This window comes from Rhodococcus sp. IEGM 1302 (assembly GCF_030056935.1).
Classification (GTDB): domain Bacteria; phylum Actinomycetota; class Actinomycetes; order Mycobacteriales; family Mycobacteriaceae; genus Rhodococcus_F; species Rhodococcus_F qingshengii.
In genome coordinates, this window is sequence record NZ_JASHKY010000004.1 from 172,495 (window position 1) to 194,877 (window position 22,383).

Below are 22,383 nucleotides of genomic sequence, written 5' to 3' on the forward strand. Positions count from 1 at the left end.
TTGTCTGCGTACCCCGAATTCCGTACTCAGCTAAGTGATGTCGTTGACGCAGGTGGACGCTTCACACCGAATTTCGAAGCGATCGTCACGCTCGATCCTGACCTGATCTTGATGAATGTTGCAGGAAAGGACGCTGATTCGCTGTACGACCAGCTTTCCGCCATCGCACCCACGGTGGCAACACAGGGAACCGGCGTCTACTGGAAGCAGGACTTCCTGCTGGTTGCCGACGGGGTAGGTAAGACGCAGCAGGCGGCGGCACTGCTGGATACCTTCAATACCGATGCCGCGGCCCTCGGTGCTTCCCTCTCGTCGCCGCCGACGGTGTCGTTCACGCGCCAGAACGGAAATCGTCTGCGCATCTTCGGTATTCCTTCGTTCACCGGCAGTATCGCCGAGGATGCCGGCTTGACCCGTCCGCAGTCGCAGCAGTTCGACGACACTTCCCGAGACATCAGTGAAGAAGAGTTGAACGTGGCGGACGCCGACTGGATCTTCTACGGCGTGCAGGGCGGGGACCCGGCGACATTGACGAACGCGCCGTTGTGGGGGCAGTTACGTGGTGTGGTCGCCAACCACGCCGTCGCTGTTGACGACGACGTCTTCTACCTCAATACCGGGCCGACTGCGGCTCGTGAAGTGCTGAAGGTTCTGCAGAGCGCATTGCAGCAGTAGTCGATTCAGCTTGGTTGTGAGTGCCGACGAATCGGAAGAGGGCTCCACCCACCGTGACGGCAAGCGTCGCGAGAATGGCTCCGGCGATGACGTCGGTGAGCCAGTGCGCACCCAAGTAGAGGCGAGTCAGCGCGACGACGACGGTGACCGTCACGGCGAGGAGCATCAGAAGGCGTTTGACGGCCGTTGTTCGGTCGACGCTCACAACGAGAACGGCAATGCCGAACAGCGCTGCTGTGCCCGTCACGTGACCGGAGGGGAACGAGTGGCCGGTCTCGAGAAGAACCTGGATGTTGGTCGGCGGACGTTCGCGACCGACGAGCGCTTTGATTACCGTGCTGGCGACCGCCGCCCCGCCAACGGTTCCGATCACGATCAAGCCCGGAACGACCGAACGCGCTCGCCAGGAGATGAGCACTCCGCAGGTGATCCCGAGTAGCGCGGTGGCGACCGGGCTACCGAGATCTGTGACGGCGACCGCGATCTGGTTCAGGGCGCCGCTCCGATGATCGACCATCCAGTCGGTCACCGGCCCGTCGAAGCTCGTCAACCACCCGCTTCCATACACCTGGATCGACAGCGTCACCAGTGCAAGCACGAGTCCGCACGTGCGAAGGGCTGTAGACCGAACGCTGGAAGCTCGGTAGATCGAACCGAACGCGAACAGAGCTGCGGCCACCACGATTGCGGCAACCGCGATCTCTGCGGTGGTGCTCTCGGTCAGGACTTCGGTGACCACGTTTCGCACGGTCGACACAGTTGCAGGCATGAATGCAGTGTGACGAGCCGAAGCTGAAGAAACGCTGAACGGAACTCGGCTCTGGGTCTACCGTCTGCTCTACTGGGTGCATCCGAACAACTGCGTGGCGACGAAACGGGGCCGGTGGTGCGAGTACTGGTGGTCGAAGACGAAGTGCGCCTGGCCGAGACGATCCGGCGGGGATTGGTGGCCGAGGGATTCGTGACCGCCGTCGAACTCAACGGTGACGACGGATTCGCGACTGCGTGCAGTGACGAATTCGACGTGATCGTTCTCGACATCATGTTGCCGGGCAAACACGGGTACGACATCGTGCGGGATCTACGCGCCCGGGAGATCTGGACGCCGATCCTCATGCTCTCGGCAAAGGACGGCGAATACGACCTGGCTGATGCATTCGATCTCGGCGCCGACGACTACCTGGTCAAGCCATTCTCGTTTGTCGTGCTTCTCGCTCGGCTGCGCGCACTGGTGCGTCGCGGCGCTCCACAACGTCCGGCGATACTCTCCGTTGGAGACCTGTCCCTCGACCCGGCCAAACATCAGGTGAGCAGAGCGGGAATCGAATTGACCCTGACGCCAAGGGAGTACAGCGTTCTCGAATTCTTGATGCGCAACAATGGTGTGGTGGTCACGAAGACCGAGATCGTTCGCTCTGTCTGGGACACCAACTACGAAGGTGACGAGAACATCGTCGAGGTGTATATCGGTTACCTTCGTAAGAAGCTCGACCTCCCGTTCGGAACTCAGAGCATCGAAACGGTCCGAGGCGTCGGGTACCGCTTTGTCGGCACTGCCTGATCGTCAGTCGTTCGGTACCGGAATCGTCACCTCGAATCGACTTCCACCGCCCGCCCTCTCGCTGACGGAAATGGTTCCGTGGTGCGCCGCAACTATTTCCGACGCGATGGCGAGTCCAAGTCCGGACCCGCCTCCCTGCCTCGACCGCGGCTGGTCCAGGCGGACGAAGCGTCCGAAGATTCGTTCGCGTTCTGCTGCAGGGATTCCGGGCCCGTCGTCCTCGATCACGATGTGGGCTTCGTTTCCGGCTTCGGAGCACTCGAGATACACGAGGGTCTCCGCATGCCGCACTGCATTGTCCACGAGGTTTCGCACCATCCGCGTCAATGCTCTCGGGTCTCCGGAGACCCGAACCGGAGCCACGGCAGCGGCGACCGTAACTGCGGAGATACCGTCGATCCTTTTCTGCTCGGCGAACAAGATGTCATCGAGGTCGACGTCGACGACGATGCCGAACTTTTCGAGTTCGCTTTCGTCAGAGCGCGCGAGAATCAACAGGTCTTCGATCAACTGCCGCATCCGGCGCGCCTCGGGAAGTAGTGCGTCTTCGATCAGCGCGTCGTCGAGGAGATCCGGGCGTCGGTGTGCCAGTTCGAGGGCCGTCGTGATCGTGGACAGCGGACTGCGTAACTCGTGTGAGGCATCGCTGACAAATCGTTGCTGGGCCAGCGCACCTTCGTCGAGGCGCGCCAGCATGTCGTTCATTGTTGTTGCCAGTCGGGCTATCTCGTCGTTCCCTGACGGGACAGGCACTCGTTCACCTTGACGCCCACTCGAAATCGATGCTACCCGAGCGCGGATGCGTTCGACGGGAGCGAGGGCCGAACCGACGAGGCGGTAGGTGGCAAACGCTGCCAGCCCCAGGACCAGAGGTCCGACGATGGCCAGCAGAACGGCAACGGTCGTCACCACGGTTTCAACCGGTTCGCGGTCGGCGCCGACGAAGACGGTGACTGGTCCGGTCGCCGTCTGAGCGCCTCGCCCGATCAGCCAGTAGTCCTCGTCGTCGGACTTCTTGACCCTTCCGAGAGCGTCCGACTCGTCAGGGCCGAGAAAACGTTCGGACAGGAGGTCGCTGTCGGTTCCAGGTGATTGGGCGACTATTCGGTGATCGGCGTCGACGATCTGCACGATTCCGATCTGACTGTCTGTGGACAGAAGCGAAGGGTCGAGATCGGCCGGGTTTTTTCCGTTGAGCTGCTGGACCAATTGCGTGGCGCGAGCGTCGGAGCTGTTCAGCGCGGACAGATGCAGGGAGTTTGCCAGCACGAAAACCAGTGCAAGCCCGGCGATCACCAGGCAGAAGGCGATCACGAGTGTCGAAGCCACGGTCGAACGGGCACGCACGCTCCACCGGGAGGGGTGCAGAATCGACTCGCCGATGAAGTTCATGGCGTCCAGTCTGTACCTTCTCGGCTGTGCATTTACGAAGACGGGTGACGCGGTCCCGTAATCGGACCGCGTCACCCGTCTAGAGGATCAGGCCACTCGCTTGGCGGTGCGGCCGCCGAATTCGAGCATCACGGCGCGACCGGTGTCGTCGGTGACGAAGCGTCCCAACGCCCGGGTGGTGTCGGCGCGCGCAGCGAAGTCACGGTCGTTGAGGAAGGCGATCGGGATTGCCGGCGGCCAGACGATGTCCTCGTATTCACCGAGATCCTGCGCGCTGCCCATCCGGATGCCGATTCCCTCGTCACCGGGGGCGACGGTCATCGTCAGTGAGCCGGCCTGATACTTGCCCAGGACTGCGTCGACGGCAGCGGGTTCGGGCTCGACTACGTCGAGGGATGCCGGCGTGGGTAGTTCAGTGAGGTTGGCCATGCACCAGTCGACGATCTTCTTGCCGATTCCGCCGCCGAGGGCGTTGGTCAGCACGGTGACGGCGAAGTTCTTCTCGGGCACTGTCATGAACTCGGAGACCTGGAGGTTGCTCACGTTTCCGCCATGCCGCACTACCTGTGTGGTTCCGTATCGAGTCAACAGCCATCCCAGGCCGACTTCCTCGAACATCATCGCGGCGGGACGCTGCGGCTTCTGCATCAACAACCGGGTGGACTCGTCGAGCGGCTGTCCTTCGCCGGGGTGTTCGCCAGACAGTGCGTAACGTGCCCAGACGAGTTGGTCTCGCACCGAGGACCACATTCCGCCGCAAGGGATCATGCCGCGGTCCAGCCCGGTTTCGTTGGACACGAACGGCACACCGTCGCGGATGTAGTGACCGAGTGCGAACCGGTGGGTCATCACGTCCCAGGGCAGGAAGGCCGAGTTCTTCATGTCGAGGGGGTCGAGCACGCGCTGCTTGACCAGCTCTTCGAAGGTCAATCCGCTGATCTTGGCCACGACATGTCCGGCGAGAACGAATCCGGAGTTGCTGTAGGAGAAGACTTCTCCGACGGGAAATTCTTGTCGCAGTTCGTTCAGCCGTGAAACCGAGCGTCCCAGGGCGTCTTCGCCCCAGCCTGCCGAGAGGCCCGCGTCGCCGGTGAATCCGCCGGTGTGGGTGAGGAGATGACGCATCGTGACTGTGCGCGTGGCTGTTTCGTCGGCGAAGGTCAGGTCGGGGACGTACTCGACCAACGGGGTGTCGAGATCGAGTAGGCCGTCCTCGACGAGTGCCATCGCGGCTGTTGCGGCGAACACCTTTGTGGTGGAGCCGATCATGAACATCGTCTTGTCGGTGACCGGGAGTTGGGTTTCGACGCTCTCGATGCCACTGGTGACGACGATGTCCTTGTCGCCGTGAACGATGCCGACCGAGACGCCGGGGATGTTTGCCTCGACCCTCCACTGATCGACGAGTTCTTGAAGCTGTTCTTGCATCTTTGATTCCTCGAGTTCGCTGGCGTTCTGTGTTTCGGCGTTCTGTGTTTCCGTCATCGTATGTGTATCGGTCATCGTCACGCGTTAACCCGTGGTAGGAAGCGGAATCCGACGTACACTCCGTCTCGGTGCGGCCGTACCGTCGTCCAACCCGCGGCCCCGGGTTGACGGGTGGTCCAGGTCCCCGGGATCTGCGACGGTACGAGAGTGGCTACCGTTGCAGGCTTCTTCGGAGCTGTCTCGTCTTCCTCGGGATTCGGGATTACGTCGCCGATGACGGTGATCACGGCCTCGTCAGCGGACTCTCCACGACGGAACTCGATTGCTATTCCGCCCGAGCTGTACTTTCCCAGAACCGAATCCGGAATCGACTCCACACTCGCGGGGTTCGGGGCGAGGGCTTGCGGAGGTTCGAGTCCGACCAACGCGGCCGCGGCTTCGGTGAAGAGATCACGGTAGAGGCCGTCGGCCTTGCCGCCGCTGGTCAGCAGTGCGATCGCGACATTGTGGCGGGGGAAGATGCGCAGATACGCGTGCTGGCCGATGGTGCTGCCGTCGTGCCCGAAAATCTCTTCGCCCGACCAGGTTTCGTGGAACCAGCCCAAGCCCCAACCCGACTTGTCCGGGAACAGTTCGCTGATGTCGATTTCGGGTGTGCGCATCGCGGCGGCTGAATTTTCCGACACGATCCGTACGCCGTCGACGCTCTGTCCTTCGAGAAGACCGAGTTCCGCGAACGTGAGTAGATCTCCGATGCTGGCAGTGATGCAACCCGCGGGCCCCATCGAGCGCGTGATCGGCCAGACGGGCATCACGACGGAGTTCCCCGTATGACCCGCTGCCACAGAGTATCTCGGTGTATCTCCGGTCAACGTGAGTGTGTGCGCGAGGCCGAGCGGATCGATGATCCGCTCCTTGAGGATGTCGTCCCAGATGCCGCCGCGAAGAACCTCGACGATACGAGCTGCAAGGACGTACGCGGAGTTCGAGTACGCGAAGCCGTCCTCGAGTGGATGAACCTGACGGAAGTCACGCAGGCCCTCGACGTAGCGTTCGACGACGTCGTCGCCGCGACCCTTGTCGATGAACAGGTCACCGTCGATTCCGTTGCGATGGTTCAGAAGTGCGCGAACCGTGATGCGGGCAGCTGTTTCCTCGTCCTGCAGTGCGAAATCGGGCAGAATCGACCGGACGGTCGCGTCCAGGTCGAGCAAGCCTTCGTCGACAAGCTGCATGACCAGCATCGCGGTCCATACCTTGGTGATGGATCCGATCTGGAACAGGGAGTCGGTGGATACCTCGACCCCGGTGTCTGCATTGATCACGCCGGAAGCCACCGTCGTACGGGTGATTTCCTTGCCGTTGGAATCGAGTGTGAGAATACCGAATTGAGCACCGGTGACGCCGTAACGCTCACACAGTACGTCCAGCGAACGCTTCCACGCGTCGGCTCCGGCAGACGCGTTGGCCAGGCCGGTCTTGGGCAGCTTCGCGGAGGTGTATCGCTTGACCCATTCGATGAGTCGTGTGCTGTAGTCGATTCGGTGCGAGATCGAGCCGTTGACGAGGAACCCGTGGCTTGCACCGGGATACGCCACCAGACGGGTGGGTACGTGCTGCTGGCGCAGTGCGGCGAACCAGGCCTCGGCTTGACCCAGCGGGCACCGCTCGTCCGACTTTCCGTGCAGGATCAGCGTCGGGGTCACCACGTTCTTCACGGCGGCGAGCGGTGAGGCTGCCAGGAGCCCCGCGGAGTTCTCGGGAACAGTCGTGCCGGTGGCGAGTGACGCGAGGTGCGGACCGAAATCGCAGACTCCGGCCATGGCGTTGAAATCGCAGATCAGCCCGCCGGCAACCGCAGCGGCAAAACGATCCGTCGCGGACGTCAGGTGACACGTACTGTATCCGCCGTAGCTGTACCCGGTGATCGCCAGACGGTCCCCGTCGACAAGTCCCTCGGCGACAAGCGCGTCGATCGGCTCGAGGAAGTCGGCTTGGTCGGAGGTACCCCAGGCGCCGTTGACGGCGTACATGAAGTCTGCGCCGTACCCGTCCGACCCACGTGGATTGAGGGTCAGGATGCGCCAACCCTGGGCGGCGAGAACCTGGTGGGCGGGGTGATAGGTATCTGCAACGCCGGTCCACGCGTTGTGCGGTCCGCCGTGAATGTCGAGCAGAAGGGGTGCGGCACCACTGGTTTCGGGAGCGGACAGCAACCAACCATGCACGGTGCGGCCGTCGGAGATGGTGAACTCGCGTTCCTCGGCGGCAAACAGTGTCACCTCGGGGAGTGCTTCTGCGGTGAATTTCGTCAGCGTGGTGACCGCGCCGCTGTCGAGATCGACGAGTGCGACCTCGCCGAAGGACTGCTGCGTGGTGACGATGACGGAGGCGACGCGGGCGTCACGGGCAACGGAGAGCGCCGAGACGACCTCGTTGGGATTGGCGACGAGGGATCGAGAGGTGCCGGTTTCGATGTCGGCCGCGTACAGATGCGTCCATCCACGATCGCGTAGGCAGAACACGATTTCGTCGCGAGTATTCGACAGTGCCGGTGTGCCGCCGGGGTAACCGGGTGCACCGGGCATCACGTTGCGATCGAGATGAGCTGTGAGGGTGACGTCGACCGGTGTCTCGGTTGGGCCGGGGACGGACAGCCGGATCAGGTCTGCAGTTCCGACACGGACCTCCGGAGTGCCGATGGCGACGACCGAATCTCCCTGCGGATGCCACAGTGTGGAGCCCTGCACTCCGGTGGCATGACCGAGTCGCTGCGGGGGAACCGACAGATCGTCGACGAGGATGCGGTAAGCGCTGAACGTGAGGTTCAGATCGCTGTCCGGTTCGAGATTCGCGGTGAAGGCAAGGGCCGTGCCGTCGGGCGACCAGGACGGAACGTCGGCATTCCAATCACCGTCGGTGAGCCGTCGAACTGCCTTCGTCTCCAGATCGACGGTGTGAAGGTGGCGACGGAAGGTGCCGAGCCAACCGGCACCGTCCACCTTGTATCCGAGTCGGTCGGTGACGATGGGAGCATTCGGATCGGCGGAGTCCGAGCGTGAGACCACAGCGGCGAACGCGATGGCATTTCCGTCCGGGCTCCAGGCTGCTGCACCGGCGCCGAGGGGGAGTGATGCTGATGTGGTGAGAGTTTCGGCCTCGCCACCGGCGAGCGGGATCAGGTGCAGCTGCGCGGAGTCGCCGACCTTACGCAGGAAGGCAATCGAGGTTCCGTCCGGAGAGAACCGAGGGGCAGAATCGGCGGGCCCTGCGGTGAGGCGGTGAGCCTGGGAATCGCGGGACACCGCCCAGAGCGATGTAGTTGCCTTTCCGGCAACAATTTCCGAGCGAACGAAGACGACCACGGTGCCGTCGGGAGAGATTGAGGTCTCAGTGGGTGTGACCACACGGTGGAGGTCGTCGAGAACAAATGGACGGTCAGTCATGTAGATCCTTCGAATCGGAGAAATAGATGCAGACGTAAAGCTTTGTCTTCCGGCTTATTTCAGAACGCGAATGCCAGGGCCGGCCAGGGTGCCGCCAACTGGTGCATACAGGGCCGTTGCGCCGTTGAAGAACATGAAGTTCGGCGACGTGGACACCGGAATGACGTCGGACGAGGTGAACAGTGCTTGTTCCGCTTCCTTCCACACCGAGCAGGATTCCTGCCCGGGCAGAACCGAGGCCTTCGCCGCCAGTTCGGCGTACTTTTGATTGTCGATCGATGCGAAGTTGACACCCGACGGTGGGGTGGGGCCGGCGAAGTACGGAACGAAGATGCTGGGGGTATCGCTCTGGACGGTCAGTCCGATCGAGATCGACCATGACGTAAGGTCTTTCGCTGCGAATGTGTTGGAAATGATGAAGTTGTTGTCACCACCACGAAGCTCCACCTTCGCGCCGAGCTCCTGCCACTGCTTCATCGCGTATTCTGCTGCTGCAGAGGTGGTGTCGCGGTAGTTGGCAAAGATGACCGTCAATTGCAGCGCTTGACCGTCCTTGGTCAGGACACCGTCGGATCCGGGTTTCCAACCGGCGTCCGCAAGAGTCTTTTTCGCAGCGGCCATGTCGAACTTCGGAACTACACCGGTGACGCTGTCGAAGTCACACGCCCGCGGATCGACTACTGCCAGTGCCGTAGCTCGTGAGCCTTTGCCACCGGTGTTGATGTCCGTGTAATCGTCGAGATCGATCGCTTGCACGAGTGCGGTGCGTACGGCTTCGTCCTTGGTGGGGAGAGCCGCATTGTGGTTGAAGATGAACTGTCCGCTCAGGGTGTTGGACGTCATCGACTCGAGGCCTGAAGCTTCCACACGTTCGATATCCGCGCCGGCAACCGGGGCCGCGTTGACCGTTCCGGTGAGGACGAGATTCGCCGTCGTCGCGGCGTCGGTCACGACCTTGATCGTGACCGTCTTGGGCACTCCGAGCGTGTCCGACGTGGTTTCGCCGTTCGGCCCCCAGTTGTATCCGTCGCGGCGTTCGAGCGTGACGTGATCGTTGGCCACTACTTCGGTGATCTTGAACAGTCCGGTTCCGTTGCTGCTGCCTCGAACACTGGCAGGGTCGTCGAGGGCTGCCTGGCACGCCATCTTGAGAGCGCCGATGCGCTCGAGGAGGAAGGGCGCGGGTTCCGTTGTCTTGATCGTGAGCTCGTCACCATCAGCGGTTGCTACCGCAGTTTCGGGTACGGATGCTCCCAACCACGGCGAGCCGTTGGTCGTGTCGACGACCCAGTTGATGTTGTTTGCCGCTGTCTGGGCAGTGAAGGTCGTGCCGTCTTCACACGTGATCCCCTTTTTGAGGGTGAAGTTCAGCGAAGTTCCGTTCTCGCTCCATTTTTCGGCCAGATACGAGCCCGCTGCGCGGGTTTTGGGGTCGATGGCCAACAACGAGTCGTTCGTATAGCTGTTGATCGCCTGCGTGGCAGTCAGATTGGTGATCAGGGGATGAAGGTTGCCGGGATCGGTGTTCACGATCGTGGTGAAACTGCCGTCCTTCGCGTAGTCGCCGGAAGAATTGCCGCCAGGATCAGAGGTGCTTCCGCACGAGGCAACCGTGAGAACGCCGATCGTGACCAGAGCCGCAGTGGGCACTGAGCGAGCTTTCATCTGATGCACCTTTTGATCGAAGGAAGTCGTTGATCAATGTTGCGCGAGGGACGTGGCCCAGGTCTCGTTGAATCGACTCATGCTGAGCGCCTGAATCTGTCGGATCGTCACAATGGGTGGCCGTCGTTTCTTGCCGCACCACGGTTCGACTACCGTCGGAGTGTGCGCTCAGAATCTCGTCGATCAGATATCCAGACGTTCCATGTCATGGATGTATGGAAGGCCGCGACCGAACGTCAGCGGACACATGGTGACGTCCTGACCTTGGCGGCAGGTCAACCGTCGACGCCCGCGCCGGCACCGGTGCTACGTGCGACGCGAGAGATTCTGGGCACCGAACTACTCGGGTATACCGAGACTTTCGGGATCCTGCAGCTACGCGAGGCTATTGCGCGCTACCACAGCGAGCGATCGGGAATCGCCGTCGACGCCGAAGACGTGGTGGTGACGACCGGTTCGTCCGGGGCGTTCACCTTGCTCTTCCTGGCCGCGTTCGACGAGGGCGACACCGTGGTGGTTGCTCGACCCGGATATCCCGCGTACCGCAATACCCTTGCCGCTCTCGGCTGCAACGTCGTCGAACTCGACTGCGGGCCGGCAACTCGATACCAGCCGACAGTGGAAATGCTCGAGGCTTTGCCGTCGCCGCCTGCCGGTCTGATCGTCGCGAGCCCGGCAAATCCCACGGGCACGGTGATCTCGCCCGAGGAGCTCGCTGCATTGGCGACGTGGTGCGAGCAGCACGGAACTCTTCTGATCTCGGACGAGATCTACCACGGCATCGGATACGGCGATCAGCACACGTCGAGCGCCTGGGAGACCTCACGCGAATCCGTCGTGATCGGCTCGGTGTCCAAGTACTTCTCGATGACGGGTTGGCGACTCGGGTGGATGTTGGTGCCGACCTATCTTCGGCGCCCGCTGCAGAGACTCGCGTCGAACATGACCGTGTGTCCGCCCGCGATCTCTCAGTACGCCGCCGTCGAGGCGTTCTCGGACGAGGCGAAGGTCGAGTTGGACGGGCACGTTCAGCGGTACGCCGTCAATCGTGAACTGTTGTTGACCGGGTTGCCGAAACTGGGCATCACCGAGTTGGCTCCCGCCGACGGTGCGTTCTACGTCTACGCGGACATCGGCCATCTGTGTGGCGACGAGGGCGCCACCGCGTGGTGTGCCCGGTTGCTGACAGATACCGGGGTCGCGCTGGCACCTGGAATCGATTTCGACACCGTCCACGGAAACCGGATGGTCAGACTCTCGTTCGCAGGTGCGACAGCCGACATCCAGGAGGCACTGGCCCGCCTCGAGAAGTGGCTCGGGTAACAAACAGCAGGGTCTTCGAGCTGTTTCGCCATGCGGAGGTGCCCTCTGCTGGCACGATGTCGTGGTGTCTTCTGCAGCTACGCCCAAGGGCGAACGACGTCGCCAAGCTCTGGTGGCGTCCGCTGCTGAACTTTTGCTGGAGGGCGGGTTCGACGCCGTTCGTCACCGAGCGGTGGCAACCAGAGCTGACCTTCCACTGGCTTCGACGACCTATTACTTCGACTCACTCGACGATCTGATCGCGTGTGCCGTCGAGCTCAACGGCAACGCCGACATGGAAGCGATGCGCGCCAGAGTGGCTGCGGTGACCCAACGTCGGCGGGGCGCGGAATCAACCGTCGAACTGTTGGTCGAGCTGCTGCTCGGAGACGAAGAGAAGCGGCCGGAGAGCCGCGAGCGTTTGATCTCGCGCTACGAACGATTCGTCGCGTGTGCCCGTCATCCCGCACTTCGTGACGTGCAGTTGCGCCTACGAGCCCAGCTCGACGACCTGTTGACCGATGCGCTTCGACGCTCGGGCCGGTCGGCTCCCGAGGGGCAATTGCGCCGTCTTGTCGCGATGGTCGACGGTGCGATGATCACGGCTCTGGGGGAGTACGACCCGGACCCACGGGGGTTGGCCAGGGGAATGCTCTTGGAATCGATCGACGTGATGGCGCCGCCGGTCTAGCTCGGTCTCTATCGGGGGTAACGGCACTGCTCGGCCCCCGTTAGACTGAGGCCTCGTGAGCCGCATCCCGAATGTCCTTGCCAACCGCTACGCCAGCCCGGAGCTCGTTGCTCTGTGGTCTCCCGAGTACAAGATCGTGCTCGAGCGTCAATTGTGGGTGGCGGTGTTGCGTGCGCAGGCAGAGCTGGGCATCGACATTCCGGCCGACGCCATCGACGACTACGAGCGTGTCATCGACAACGTCGACCTCGAGTCCATCGCGGACCGCGAGCGGGTCACCCGCCACGACGTGAAGGCACGCATCGAGGAATTCAACGCACTTGCCGGGCACGAGCAGGTCCACAAGGGCATGACCAGCCGCGACCTCACCGAGAACGTCGAGCAGCTGCAGATCGTGCGTTCTCTCGAACACGTCTACAACCACGGCATCGCCGTCGCCGCCCGTCTGGGTGAGCGCGCTGCCGAGTACTCGTCCATCGTTATGGCCGGCCGCTCGCACAACGTCGCAGCTCAGGCCACCACCTTGGGCAAGCGTTTCGCTTCGGCCGCCGACGAGCTGCTGGTTGCACTGACGCGTCTGCGCCAGCTGATCGACCGGTACCCGCTGCGCGGGATCAAGGGCCCGATGGGGACCGCTCAGGACATGCTCGACCTCCTCGACGGCGATGCGGCCAAGCTCGAGCAGCTCGAAGCGAAGGTTGCGGAGCACCTCGGATTCGCTCACGTGTTGACCAGCGTCGGCCAGGTGTACCCGCGTTCCCTCGACCACGACGTCATCTCCGCGCTCGTCCAGGTCGGCGCGGGCCCGTCGTCGTTTGCACACACGATCCGCCTGATGGCCGGCCACGAGTTGGTCACCGAAGGCTTCCAGCCCGGCCAGGTCGGCAGCTCGGCGATGCCGCACAAGATGAACACCCGCTCGTGCGAGCGAGTCAACGGACTTCAGGTGATCCTGCGCGGATACGGCTCCATGGCAGCCGAGCTTGCGGGTGCACAGTGGAACGAGGGCGACGTCTTCTGCTCCGTCGTGCGCCGCGTCGCGCTCCCAGACGCGTTCTTTGCGATCGACGGCATGTTCGAGACCTTCCTGACCGTGCTGATCGAGATGGGCGCGTACCCGGCCGTCATCGAGAAGGAACTGACCAGGTATCTGCCGTTCCTCGCCACGACGCGCGTGCTCATGGCCGCCGTCCGCGCCGGCGTCGGACGCGAGACCGCACACGAGGCGATCAAGGAGAATGCCGTCGCAGTTGCGCTGGCGATGCGTGAAGAGGGCAAGGAGCCCGACCTGCTCGATCGCCTTGCCGCCGACGACCGTTTGCCGCTCGACCGCGTTGCACTCGACGAGGCCCTGGCCGACAAGGCTGCTTTTGTCGGTGCTGCTTCGGCTCAGGTCGATGCCGTTGTCGCCGAGGTGCAGAAACTTGTCGACGCCAACCCCGAAGCTGCGGCGTACGCGCCGTCGCCGATTCTGTAAGGGCTACGCCCCGTGCGCCTTTTCGGTGGTCACCACTACCGAAAAGGCGCACAGGGTCGGAGACCATGGACTGCATCTTCTGTTCCATCATCGCCGGTGAGGCCGAGGCCAGCGTCGTCTACGACGACGCGAATGTCCTTGCCTTCATGGATATTCGGCCGTTCACATCCGGCCATCTCCTGGTCGTGCCGAAGCGCCACGCCAGTGGATTGTCCACGCTCGATCCCGACGACGGTGCCAGGATCTTCGCCGTCGCGCAGAAGATCGCCGCGGCGATGCGTACCGGATCTCTCCCCGTCGACGGAGTGAATCTGCACCTCTCCGACGGAGCTGTTGCGGGGCAGGAAGTCTTCCATGTTCATCTGCATGTCATTCCGCGAAATCGCGGCGACGGCTTCGGCCTGCGCGCCCTACCTCGCACGCCCAATCGGACAATCCTCGACAGCACGGCTGCCGTCATTCGAGGCGCACTGAACTAGAGGTTCACCCGGTGTGGGTGATTCGCGCCGAGGTTTCTCCCAGCACCATCTGGGTATGGCCGACATCGAACTGACGTATTCCTCCGGACTTGTCCCGAGGGACGGAGAGCTTCCCGCTCGCGAAACCATCGCAACGGTCTTCGACGAGCTCGACTTCCAAACAGCAGTGCAGGCGTACTTGTGGGCCATACCCATCGTGTCCTGGGCTCAGTGGATGGACGTGCATACCAACATCTTCGGAGCAACTGCCTCCGATATCGTCGTCTACCGCTCATATCGTGACCGACTAGGCCTGATCACCGCCAACGCGACGACTCCGTACATCTTGAACTTTTTCGATCTCGGTGCAACGGGGCCGTTGGTGATCGAATTGCCGCCAGGGCCGACCGCCGGGGGCATCGCAGATTTCTGGCAACGAGAATTCGCGGTGCTCGGTGAGATGGGCCCCGATGCAGGCAAGGGTGGCAAGACCCTGGTAGTCGGCCCAGGTCAGAGTGTCGAGGACACAGGTGATTACACCGTTGTCCACTCCCCGATGATGCACATCATGTTCGGCTTCCGCACGCTCGATCCCGACCCGGCGCGCTCGGACGCGTTGGTCGACGCCGTCCGGGTGTACCCGTACTCCGATCGTGAGAATCCGACTCCGACGCGTCTGGTCTCACCGGACGGCAAGCCCTGGAGCGGAATTCAGCCGCGAGACCTTCGATACTGGGAACTCCTGCACGACATCGTGCAGGACGAACCTGTCGAAGAGCGCGACCGCTTCCCGATGGCGTGGCTTCGGCAGCTGGGGATTGAGAAGGGCAAGCCCTTCGCCCCGGATGATCGAGTGAGAAAGATCTTGCGACGGGCCGTCGAAGTGGGGGAGGTGTTCGCCCAGGCGAATGCGTTCGTCAAACGCTTCCCCGGTTCGCGCTACTGGCCGGATCGCCAGTGGGACTTGGCGATTGTCCTGGACAACTCAGCTCAGCGAGGGGACAACTACGACGAGTTCTACGAACGCGCGTCGTGGTTCTACGAGGCGGTCACCTTCTCCGAGGCGATGAAGAGTACGACGCCCGGACTCGGGCAGGCATATCTGGGTAGCTACGCCGACGCCGAGGGGCACTGGTTGGACGGAGGAAAGAGTTACACACTCCACGTACCCGCCGATGTCCCGGCAAAGTTGTTCTGGTCCGCGACGGTCTACTCGGTCGACACACGCTGCCTTGTCGACAACCAGCAGGGCCGAGGCGACCGTGGCTCGCGAGATCCCGATCTTGTTGTCAACGAGGACGGTTCGGTGGATCTCTACTACGGACCTACAACTCCGGTAGGGAAGGAACCCAATTGGGTTCAGACCATTGCGGGTCAGCACTGGTTCTCGTACTTCCGCTTCTACGGACCGCTCGAACCGTATTTCGATCGGACTTGGAAGCTTGGTGACATCGAGCCGGCCTAGAGCGTGGTCTGTCTCACGGACTGCCGATCAGTTCGACAACGGAGTCCAGAAGGACACTGCGCCAGCACAACCAGTCGTGGCCGCCGTCGAAGATCCGACACGACACTTGCGCTCCTGCGGCCTCCAGCGCCTGTGCGACCGCTGCGCTGTGCCCGACCATGTCGGACTCGTGCTTACCTACTTCGAGGACAACGCGTAAACCGTCCGGTACGCCGTCGCGCTCGATCCGTGCGGCTATGTCTCCACCCGGCGGGCCGTCTTCCCCGCGCTTCAAGCCGGTTGGCCACCAGAACGAACCGGACCCGCTGGCGACCAGCGCGAAGTGTTCGGGGAATTCGAGTGCTGCGAACATCGAAGCCAGGCCGCCGAAGCTCTGCCCCGAGACCACCGTTCGCGTTCGATCAGACGAGAAAGGTGTGACGGCGCGCACCTGCGGAAGCAGTTCGTCGACGACTGCACTCCAGTAGTCGCGGTTGCACGGCAATTCCTGCGAACGGCGTTGATTGTCAACGGAATCGATGGCAAGCAGAACGCAGGATTTCAGTTTGCCGGTCTGGACCGCACGATCGAAGGCGGCGCCTGCCGGCATGACCTCGGCCCAGTGGCGCCCGTCGAGAAGTATCACGAGCGGCCGTTCTTCGAGCGGTGTCAATCCGTCGTCCACGGTCTCGTAGATCCACACCGGCCGCTCGACGTCCAAAGTCGAACTAGCCCAGGTGAGCTGTACCGACTTCCTGAAAACTGGAGCATCCCAACCGAACTGGACCGGCGCCAAGGGCATCTCGGCGACGGAACGCCTTGTGTCCACACCTGCGGAAAGCGGATTGAGTGGGTCGGCAATTCGGTGCTCGAGCAACCCCAACCAGCGGGTGCGGCGGGTCGAGTCTTCCTTGCCTGCTCCCGGATAGTCGAACTCGTCGACTACGGACTTCGGTACCGGGATGATGCTGTAACTACTACGCCAGGTGTTCGAGACTTCGGCGGTGTAGAACCACACCGGACTGTCGCCGAGTCGCTGCATCACGCTGAGTTGTTCTGCGTGATGGTCGGTCAGCGAATTTGCATCCAGGTAAACGCGCTCGACCTCGGTCTCCTCGGGCTGACGCCAGAGGAACGTAACTCGAACAGTCTGTGTATCAATGCTTTCGATGATCGGCGTTCCTTGTTGCACTATCCGATTCCAGGACGTCTCGATGTCGGGCGAGGCTGCGAGGGTAGCGGACAATTCGGTCACCGCCTGAGTTAGCATGAGCACAGCCTAACCTAATTTGATGGGCTTTTGAATTCGAGGAGTGGTCCGCCAGTGGGCGTCACAATGAAAAAATCACGCACCCTGAAGGTGCTCTCCGCAGTCTTGGTAGCAGGGTTCGCCCTCGTCGGTTGTAGTTCTGCGGATGCCGATTCCGATGCTGACTCAGCTGCATCGCAGGGTAATTGGCCGCGTACCGTGGAAACGCCGAAGGGGCCGGTGGAGATCACGTCGAAGCCGGAGAGGATCGTCTCGACCAGTGTGACGCTGACGGGCACGCTGTTGTCGATCGACGCTCCGGTGGTGGCTACCGCATCGACGGGACCGAACACCGACGTCTCGGATGCGCAGGGGTTGTTCACACAGTGGGGCGACATAGCAGAAGAACGCGGACTTGCAGTGTTGCCGATGGGCGGTGCGAACGCGGAATCCGTTCTGGCGCAGAACCCGGACCTGATCGTCGTCTCGGCAACTGGAGGTGACTCCGTCGTCGATCTGTACGAACAGTTCACGGCCATCGCGCCGACAATCGTGGTGGACTACGGCGGAAGTAGTTGGCAGGAAGTCGCCGCTGTGCTGGGTAAGGCGACAGGTCTCGAAGACAACGCGGCGGCCACGGTCGCGAAGTTCGACAGCGCAGTAGAGGCCGCGAAGGCCAAGATCACACTTCCCCCACAGCCGACCACTGCGCTGGTCTACTACGAGGACGGCAGCGGTGCCAACATCTGGACGCACGAGTCGGGGCAGGCGAAGTTGCTCACGGCGATGGGTTTCACGGTCGCCGACATTCCCGAGTCCGCGAAGAGCAGTGAATCCATGGGTAAGCGCAAGGACATCATTCAGGTCTCGGCGGAGAACCTCTACGACGGTATCTCGGGCAACACCCTGATCCTGGTCAGCGCCGACGACGGTGCGGTGAAGGCGGTCGAGGCACTTCCACTGTTGGCCCAGCATCCGGCAATTCGTGATCACCACGTCTATGCCGTGGGTCTGGACACCTTCCGTCTCGACTACTACAGCGCAACCAACATGGTGAACCGGTTGGTCGAGCAGTTCAGCTGAGCCATAAGTACTAGGCCTTTCACCTTCAACTAGTGCTTTGGTTGGAGCCGGGAATCGAACATTCCCTTCACGTTCGCCGAATGTGGGACCAAGTGGTGCGCGCATGCCACCATGAACGTCAATCATCGGATGCGGAATGGGGAGTGGATGTTCGACTCGGCTGGTCAGAATGCCCCGGGGCAAGCCCTGGCATCGCGAGGGTGGGGACGTTTCAACCTGAACAACCCGGCCACGGCGGCCGTGATCGTCGGCCTGCTGAGTGTGCCGTGGGTGTTCGGTCTCGCCAGTCTCAAGACTGAACCCGAGACGAGCAATCGAGTGCTGAGCGATCCGGGAACCGTCGTCGGCATCATGGGTTTCCTGACGGTGTTGACCGTTGTGGCGTGTGCGCGCCGGCGGTACCCGATCGCGTACTACCTCCTGACGTTGGCAGGATCCGGCGGATTGATGCTCTTCCTCGGCAGTCGATCGCTGGGGGCCACGCCGCTTTTCTGGTTCGCGATCATGGCAGTGTCCATCCGAGTGACAGGCATGCGCCTGGTCGGACTGCTGGTCCTCGGAATGGCGATGGACGTGATCTTGGCGATGTATCTCACCGAACGGGACGGGCTGACGGTCGCCGAGGTTCAGGTGGGGGAGTTGCCTCACTTGTTCCTCGAACCGGCGGCAAACACCGTCACGAGTTTTCTGGTCGTCGCAGCCATGGGAAAGATCGTCGCGCGCCTGCGAAAACAAGCAGTGGAGAACAGTCAGGCAGTAGCGGATCTGCACCGGGACCGCGAACGCAAGATTGCGAATGCCGTTGTTGCCGAACGGCAGGACATGGCACGTGAACTGCACGATGTCGCTGCCCACCACATGACCGGCATGATCATCCAGGCTCGTGCCGCCGACAAGTTCTTCTCGAGCAATCCCGAACAAGCACAAGCCCTTCTGGGGGGCGTCATCGAGCAGGGTCAGCGGGCCCTCAACAGCTTGCGGCAGATCGTGGGGATACTTCGCCTGGGTGAGGAAGACCCCGATTTCCCGACGCCCATGGTCTCCGACATCGACGAGTTGGTGGACGACTGCAAGCGCACCATCTCGTCGATCTCGTTGGAGAAGGTCGGCCGCTTCGACGACCTGGACAGCGGAGTCCAGTTGACGTGTTACCGCATCGTGCAGGAGGCGTTGTCGAACGTCCTTCGCCATGCGCCGGGTAGCGAGTCCAAGGTGTGTCTGAGTCGAGAAGCCGGTGCGGTGAGGGTACGGGTGGTCAATACTCTCGGGAATGCTCGCCCGGCCTCCGACGGGCAAAACCTCGGAATTGTGGGAATGCGCGAACGCGCGACGCTCATGGGTGGTCAACTGGACGCCGGACCGAATTCGGAAGGTGAGTGGGCTGTGCAGGCACTGGTGCCGGTGAACGGGAGGATCAACGCATGATCGATGTCCTTATTGCAGACGACCAGCAGGTGGTACGGCAGGGGTTCGAGCTGTTTCTCTCCGGTCACCCCGAGATTCACGTCGTCGGGCATGCCAAGACGGGAGTCGAGGCGTACGAGCAGGTGCGTGCACTGCGTCCGGACGTCGTGCTGATGGATATCCGAATGCCGCACGGCGACGGGTTGACTGCGACCCGGGAGGTCCTTGCCGAGTTTCCCGGGACCCGCGTCATCGTGATCACCACGTTCGATCTCGACGAGTACGTTTTCGAGGCGCTCGACAGCGGTGCCGCAGGGTTCTTGCTCAAAGACGCCGATCCCGAAGAGCTCTCGTCGGCAGTGTTGACCGTGGCCGAAGGTGGTTCGGTGCTCTCGCCGAGATTGACGTCGAGACTGATCGTGGAGTTCGCGAGGCGCAAGCCGGCACCGATGTCCACGGCGCGCTCCGGATCGGATCACGGTCTCAGTGCGCGTGAGATGGATGTGGTGCAGTTGCTGTCACAAGGCTTGGGAAACAACGACATCGCAGATTCCCTCAGCCTCGAACAGAGCACGGTGAAGTCGCACATCAGCAACATCTGCAAGAAGCTGCAGGTGCGTACCCGTGTGCAGATCGTCATCTGGGCGTACCGAAACAACGTGATCGCCGTATCGCGCTGATGCACGGGACGCTGCGGCGCATCCGCCGCGGCACGGGCAGAGAAGTACACGTGCCCCGGGTCCGATCCCTCGTCGAACCCGGGGCATCCGTGCCACTCAGCCCAGCAGTTTGGCTTTGAGCGTCATGACAGTCGCCGGGCTCAGACCCAGGCCCTCGGTCAGGTACCGATCGACCGACCCGTAGGTCTGGTCCAACTGGGCGAGACCGGCATCGAGATAGCTTGCCTCGACACCCAACAGAGGCTCCATGTTGACGGCCATCTGTTCGCCCAGGCTCGCCGCGATGCCCGCGCGCGTGGCCTTCATGCCTTCGGCTGTGTACTCGTTGGTCAGCAAGTAGTCGTTCATGATCACCGAGCGGTCGACACCGGCGATACTCAGCAGCAGAAACGACGTCCAGCCGGTGCGGTCTTTGCCTGCGGTGCAGTGGAAGACCTGTGCACCTTCGGTTTCCGCGAGACCCGTGAGCAACTGCGCGAACCCGGCTCGCTCCGTCGCTCCGGTGACGAATGCGCGGTTCATGTCCTGCATCATCGATCGTGAGTCCTCGGGGGACTTGATCTTCGCGATCATCTCGGCGATGTTCCCGGACAGGATCGGAATGTTCTCGTACGCAACCCCGCCGGGCAAGACATCGGGCTTACTGGCGATCTCGGGTTCAGTGCGCAGATCGTAAACCTTTGTCAGTCCCAGCTTTTCGAGATTGCTCATGTCATCGCCCTTGGGCGTGATCGCGTTCGCGCGGTAGAAGACTCCCTTGTTCACGGGCAGGCCGAAAGTCCCCGAGTATCCGGCGCCGGTGCCTGCGACGTCGCGGAAATTGTCGATCCCGGTCAGCCGCGGCGCATCTGGGGTCTGCTCGGAACTGCCGAGGTTGCTGGATCCGAAATCCAGCGAGCCGAACAGCGGAGCCGAGGGGCCAGGTTCGGCCTGCGCGATCGAGGCGCCGAAACCGGTGATGAGAAAGCTACTGGTCAACGCAATGGCCGCGGCAGACCGTAGTGAGCAGGTACGGGTGGATCGGGACATGTGTGAGCCCTTCGTCGAGCGGAGAGAGTGGCGAGTCGATGAGGTATCGCGAAGGCAAGGTAGCGAGTTCGCGTGTCCGATTCGAGAGGAATCTTGCTTTGCTCCCTCTCAGTGGGAGGCGTGCTGCTGTGAGCGTGGGCGGCTCGGGAGGCGCAGTTCATTCCTCGGGACCTGTGTTTGTGTAAAGGTCCAGTGCCCTGATATTGGTTAGCCTCACCAAATCAATTCCGGAGCAGTCCGGTGCGTTCAGATGGAGTTCAACATGCGGGTTCAAGGTCTGTCGCGGTTTCGCCGCGCAGTGGTGATCGGCGCAGCAGCTGCGCTGGCGGTCGGCGTCGCCGGCTGCAGCAACTCCGAGGAGGCGTCGTCCGAATCGTCGACGACAGCCGCGAGCTCGCCGACCCGTGTCTTCGAGGCACAGAACGGATCCATCGAGATCCCGAGCGACCCGCAACGGATCGTGGCCTGCGGATACGCAGTTCTGCCGCTGATTCAGGCGGGAGCGAACCTGGCAGCAGTATGTGAGTGGACCCGTGAACTCGGCAACATGGACGACAAGACCAAGGCCGCTTACGAAGCTCTGCCGAAGGTCGCGCCCGACGGCAACGTCTCCCAGCTCAACTACGAGGGAATCGTCGCTGCCGAGCCCGATCTGATCATCATGGGCGTTCCCGCTCGAGTCGAAAGCCAGCTGGACATGGCGCAGCTCGAGGCGGCCGCTCCCGTCGTCTTCCTGGGACCGACGGTTCCTGCTGATTGGCGAGTGCTGGGCGAGCAGTTCGCCGATGCCGCGAATGTCTCCGGCAACTACGGCGAGTTCAAGGACGACTACGACGCCAAAACCGCCGAACTGGCCGCGAAGTACAAGGACAAGCTCGGCTCGCTGACCTTCGGCGGCGTGTGCAACGTCTGCAAGCCGGAAGCCGGCACCTTCTCACGCGAGTACGCGTCCTCGTACACGACCAATCTCTTCGACGGACTCGGACTGCAGTTCCCCGGCACCCCCGCAGACCCCGCCGACATCCACGTCGAACAGGTATCCATCGAGAAGATCGGCGAAAATCTCGGAAATGTCGACGTGATCGTCTACGGCCTCAACGCCGACGGCTCGATGTCTCCGCAGTTGCAGGAGCTGGTCAATTCCGAGCTGTGGAAGGAATTGCCCGCAGTGAAGGCCGGCAACGTCGTCCAGGTCCAGCATTCGCTGGCCGCGACCTATCAGACGGCTCTTCTGACGCTGGATTCGATCGACGAGGGCCTGTCGAAGCTGCCCGCAAACCAGTAGTTCATCGACTGTGACGGTGGCCTCTCGCCTGCTGGCGAGGGGCCACCTGCATATCCGGATGAGCAGGGCGGACAGCTCTCCGATCGGCGAGGACGCTTACCTGTCCCGGCTACC

At 62.3% G+C, this 22,383-nt stretch carries 18 protein-coding genes; 11 read left to right on the plus strand and 7 right to left on the minus strand.

Annotated features, from left to right (window positions below):
- Positions 1-675, plus strand: a complete 675-nt coding sequence (locus tag QM609_RS09930) for an ABC transporter substrate-binding protein (protein ID WP_283337275.1) — start codon at positions 1-3, stop codon at positions 673-675.
- Here QM609_RS09930 and QM609_RS09935 read toward each other — a convergent pair.
- Positions 611-1,444 carry a phosphatase PAP2 family protein gene (locus QM609_RS09935; RefSeq protein ID WP_230793145.1) on the minus strand — a complete coding sequence of 278 codons (834 nt, stop codon included), beginning with the start codon at positions 1,442-1,444 and terminating at the stop codon, positions 611-613. The two genes, QM609_RS09930 and QM609_RS09935, sit on opposite strands and share 65 nt — an antisense overlap.
- 117 nt (positions 1,445-1,561) lie before the next feature.
- Between QM609_RS09935 and QM609_RS09940 the strand changes: the two genes are divergently transcribed.
- Entirely contained in the window at positions 1,562-2,236 is a 675-nt protein-coding gene (locus QM609_RS09940) for a response regulator transcription factor (RefSeq protein ID WP_037132434.1), read from the plus strand.
- 3 nt (positions 2,237-2,239) lie between these two features.
- Here the strand turns inward: QM609_RS09940 and QM609_RS09945 are convergent, their stop codons facing one another.
- From QM609_RS09945 to QM609_RS09960, 4 genes are all read right to left on the minus strand, one after another.
- Complete coding sequence (locus QM609_RS09945) at positions 2,240-3,628, minus strand: sensor histidine kinase (RefSeq protein ID WP_054188020.1); 1,389 nt, start codon at positions 3,626-3,628, stop codon at positions 2,240-2,242.
- Between the two features lie 87 nt (positions 3,629-3,715).
- Positions 3,716-5,131 (minus strand): serine hydrolase domain-containing protein, encoded by a 1,416-nt coding sequence (locus QM609_RS09950; protein WP_256933397.1) that lies wholly within the window; start codon positions 5,129-5,131, stop codon positions 3,716-3,718.
- 2 nt (positions 5,132-5,133) lie between these two features.
- A complete protein-coding gene (locus tag QM609_RS09955; protein ID WP_054188019.1) occupies positions 5,134-8,502 on the minus strand; it encodes a serine hydrolase in 3,369 nt (1,122 codons plus the stop codon).
- A gap of 54 nt (positions 8,503-8,556) precedes the next feature.
- Positions 8,557-10,167, minus strand: coding sequence for an ABC transporter substrate-binding protein (locus tag QM609_RS09960; RefSeq protein ID WP_042452661.1), 1,611 nt, complete (start codon positions 10,165-10,167; stop codon positions 8,557-8,559).
- Positions 10,168-10,329: 162 nt separating this feature from the next.
- On the opposite strand from QM609_RS09960, the gene QM609_RS09965 reads away from it, so the two are divergent.
- The 5 genes from QM609_RS09965 to QM609_RS09985 all read left to right on the plus strand — a co-directional run bounded on the left by QM609_RS09965 (position 10,330) and on the right by QM609_RS09985 (position 15,560).
- Positions 10,330-11,490, plus strand: a complete 1,161-nt coding sequence (locus tag QM609_RS09965; RefSeq protein WP_037132442.1) for a pyridoxal phosphate-dependent aminotransferase — start codon at positions 10,330-10,332, stop codon at positions 11,488-11,490.
- 64 nt (positions 11,491-11,554) lie between these two features.
- Positions 11,555-12,160 carry a TetR/AcrR family transcriptional regulator gene (locus QM609_RS09970; RefSeq protein ID WP_003945736.1) on the plus strand — a complete coding sequence of 202 codons (606 nt, stop codon included), beginning with the start codon at positions 11,555-11,557 and terminating at the stop codon, positions 12,158-12,160.
- Positions 12,161-12,215: 55 nt separating this feature from the next.
- A complete protein-coding gene (gene purB, locus QM609_RS09975) occupies positions 12,216-13,637 on the plus strand; it encodes an adenylosuccinate lyase (protein WP_003945775.1) in 1,422 nt (473 codons plus the stop codon).
- Positions 13,638-13,702: 65 nt separating this feature from the next.
- Positions 13,703-14,116, plus strand: a complete 414-nt coding sequence (locus tag QM609_RS09980; RefSeq protein ID WP_042920316.1) for an HIT family protein — start codon at positions 13,703-13,705, stop codon at positions 14,114-14,116.
- Positions 14,117-14,171: 55 nt separating this feature from the next.
- A complete protein-coding gene (locus QM609_RS09985) occupies positions 14,172-15,560 on the plus strand; it encodes a DUF1254 domain-containing protein (protein ID WP_076948615.1) in 1,389 nt (462 codons plus the stop codon).
- A 13-nt stretch (positions 15,561-15,573) separates the two neighbouring features.
- On the opposite strand, the gene fes is transcribed toward QM609_RS09985, so the two are convergent.
- Positions 15,574-16,809: an enterochelin esterase gene (gene fes / locus QM609_RS09990; RefSeq protein ID WP_054188035.1), complete on the minus strand. Its 1,236-nt coding sequence runs from the start codon at positions 16,807-16,809 to the stop codon at positions 15,574-15,576.
- Positions 16,810-16,875: 66 nt separating this feature from the next.
- Between fes and fepB the strand changes: the two genes are divergently transcribed.
- The 3 genes from fepB (at position 16,876) to QM609_RS10005 (ending at position 19,955) form a co-directional block, all read left to right on the plus strand.
- Positions 16,876-17,871: a Fe2+-enterobactin ABC transporter substrate-binding protein gene (gene fepB, locus QM609_RS09995; protein ID WP_054188018.1), complete on the plus strand. Its 996-nt coding sequence runs from the start codon at positions 16,876-16,878 to the stop codon at positions 17,869-17,871.
- Positions 17,872-18,018: 147 nt separating this feature from the next.
- The gene (locus QM609_RS10000; protein WP_007734428.1) at positions 18,019-19,296 is read left to right on the plus strand and encodes a sensor histidine kinase; all 1,278 of its coding nucleotides are present in this window, start codon (positions 18,019-18,021) and stop codon (positions 19,294-19,296) included.
- Positions 19,293-19,955 carry a response regulator transcription factor gene (locus QM609_RS10005; protein ID WP_054188034.1) on the plus strand — a complete coding sequence of 221 codons (663 nt, stop codon included), beginning with the start codon at positions 19,293-19,295 and terminating at the stop codon, positions 19,953-19,955. The genes QM609_RS10000 and QM609_RS10005 overlap by 4 nt, the downstream gene beginning before the upstream one ends.
- Positions 19,956-20,051: 96 nt before the next feature.
- On the opposite strand, the gene QM609_RS10010 is transcribed toward QM609_RS10005, so the two are convergent.
- Entirely contained in the window at positions 20,052-20,984 is a 933-nt protein-coding gene (locus QM609_RS10010) for a tyrosine-protein phosphatase (protein ID WP_054188017.1), read from the minus strand.
- A 250-nt stretch (positions 20,985-21,234) separates the two neighbouring features.
- Between QM609_RS10010 and QM609_RS10015 the strand changes: the two genes are divergently transcribed.
- A complete protein-coding gene (locus QM609_RS10015) occupies positions 21,235-22,269 on the plus strand; it encodes an ABC transporter substrate-binding protein (protein ID WP_080726727.1) in 1,035 nt (344 codons plus the stop codon).
- Positions 22,270-22,383 lie beyond the last annotated feature (114 nt).

What these genes read in the sequence shown, in the direction of transcription:
- QM609_RS09935 (WP_230793145.1), bottom strand. Translation starts at nt 1,444, where the DNA reads ATGCCTGCAACTGTGTCGACCGTGCGAAACGTGGTCACCGAAGTCCTG.
- QM609_RS09945 (WP_054188020.1), bottom strand. Translation starts at nt 3,628, where the DNA reads ATGAACTTCATCGGCGAGTCGATTCTGCACCCCTCCCGGTGGAGCGTG.
- QM609_RS09950 (WP_256933397.1), bottom strand. Translation starts at nt 5,131, where the DNA reads ATGACCGATACACATACGATGACGGAAACACAGAACGCCGAAACACAG.
- QM609_RS09955 (WP_054188019.1), bottom strand. Translation starts at nt 8,502, where the DNA reads ATGACTGACCGTCCATTTGTTCTCGACGACCTCCACCGTGTGGTCACA.
- QM609_RS09960 (WP_042452661.1), bottom strand. Translation starts at nt 10,167, where the DNA reads ATGAAAGCTCGCTCAGTGCCCACTGCGGCTCTGGTCACGATCGGCGTT.
- QM609_RS09980 (WP_042920316.1), top strand. Translation starts at nt 13,703, where the DNA reads ATGGACTGCATCTTCTGTTCCATCATCGCCGGTGAGGCCGAGGCCAGC.
- QM609_RS09985 (WP_076948615.1), top strand. Translation starts at nt 14,172, where the DNA reads ATGGCCGACATCGAACTGACGTATTCCTCCGGACTTGTCCCGAGGGAC.
- fes (WP_054188035.1), bottom strand. Translation starts at nt 16,809, where the DNA reads ATGCTAACTCAGGCGGTGACCGAATTGTCCGCTACCCTCGCAGCCTCG.
- fepB (WP_054188018.1), top strand. Translation starts at nt 16,876, where the DNA reads ATGAAAAAATCACGCACCCTGAAGGTGCTCTCCGCAGTCTTGGTAGCA.
- QM609_RS10000 (WP_007734428.1), top strand. Translation starts at nt 18,019, where the DNA reads ATGTTCGACTCGGCTGGTCAGAATGCCCCGGGGCAAGCCCTGGCATCG.
- QM609_RS10005 (WP_054188034.1), top strand. Translation starts at nt 19,293, where the DNA reads ATGATCGATGTCCTTATTGCAGACGACCAGCAGGTGGTACGGCAGGGG.
- QM609_RS10010 (WP_054188017.1), bottom strand. Translation starts at nt 20,984, where the DNA reads ATGTCCCGATCCACCCGTACCTGCTCACTACGGTCTGCCGCGGCCATT.
- QM609_RS10015 (WP_080726727.1), top strand. Translation starts at nt 21,235, where the DNA reads ATGGAGTTCAACATGCGGGTTCAAGGTCTGTCGCGGTTTCGCCGCGCA.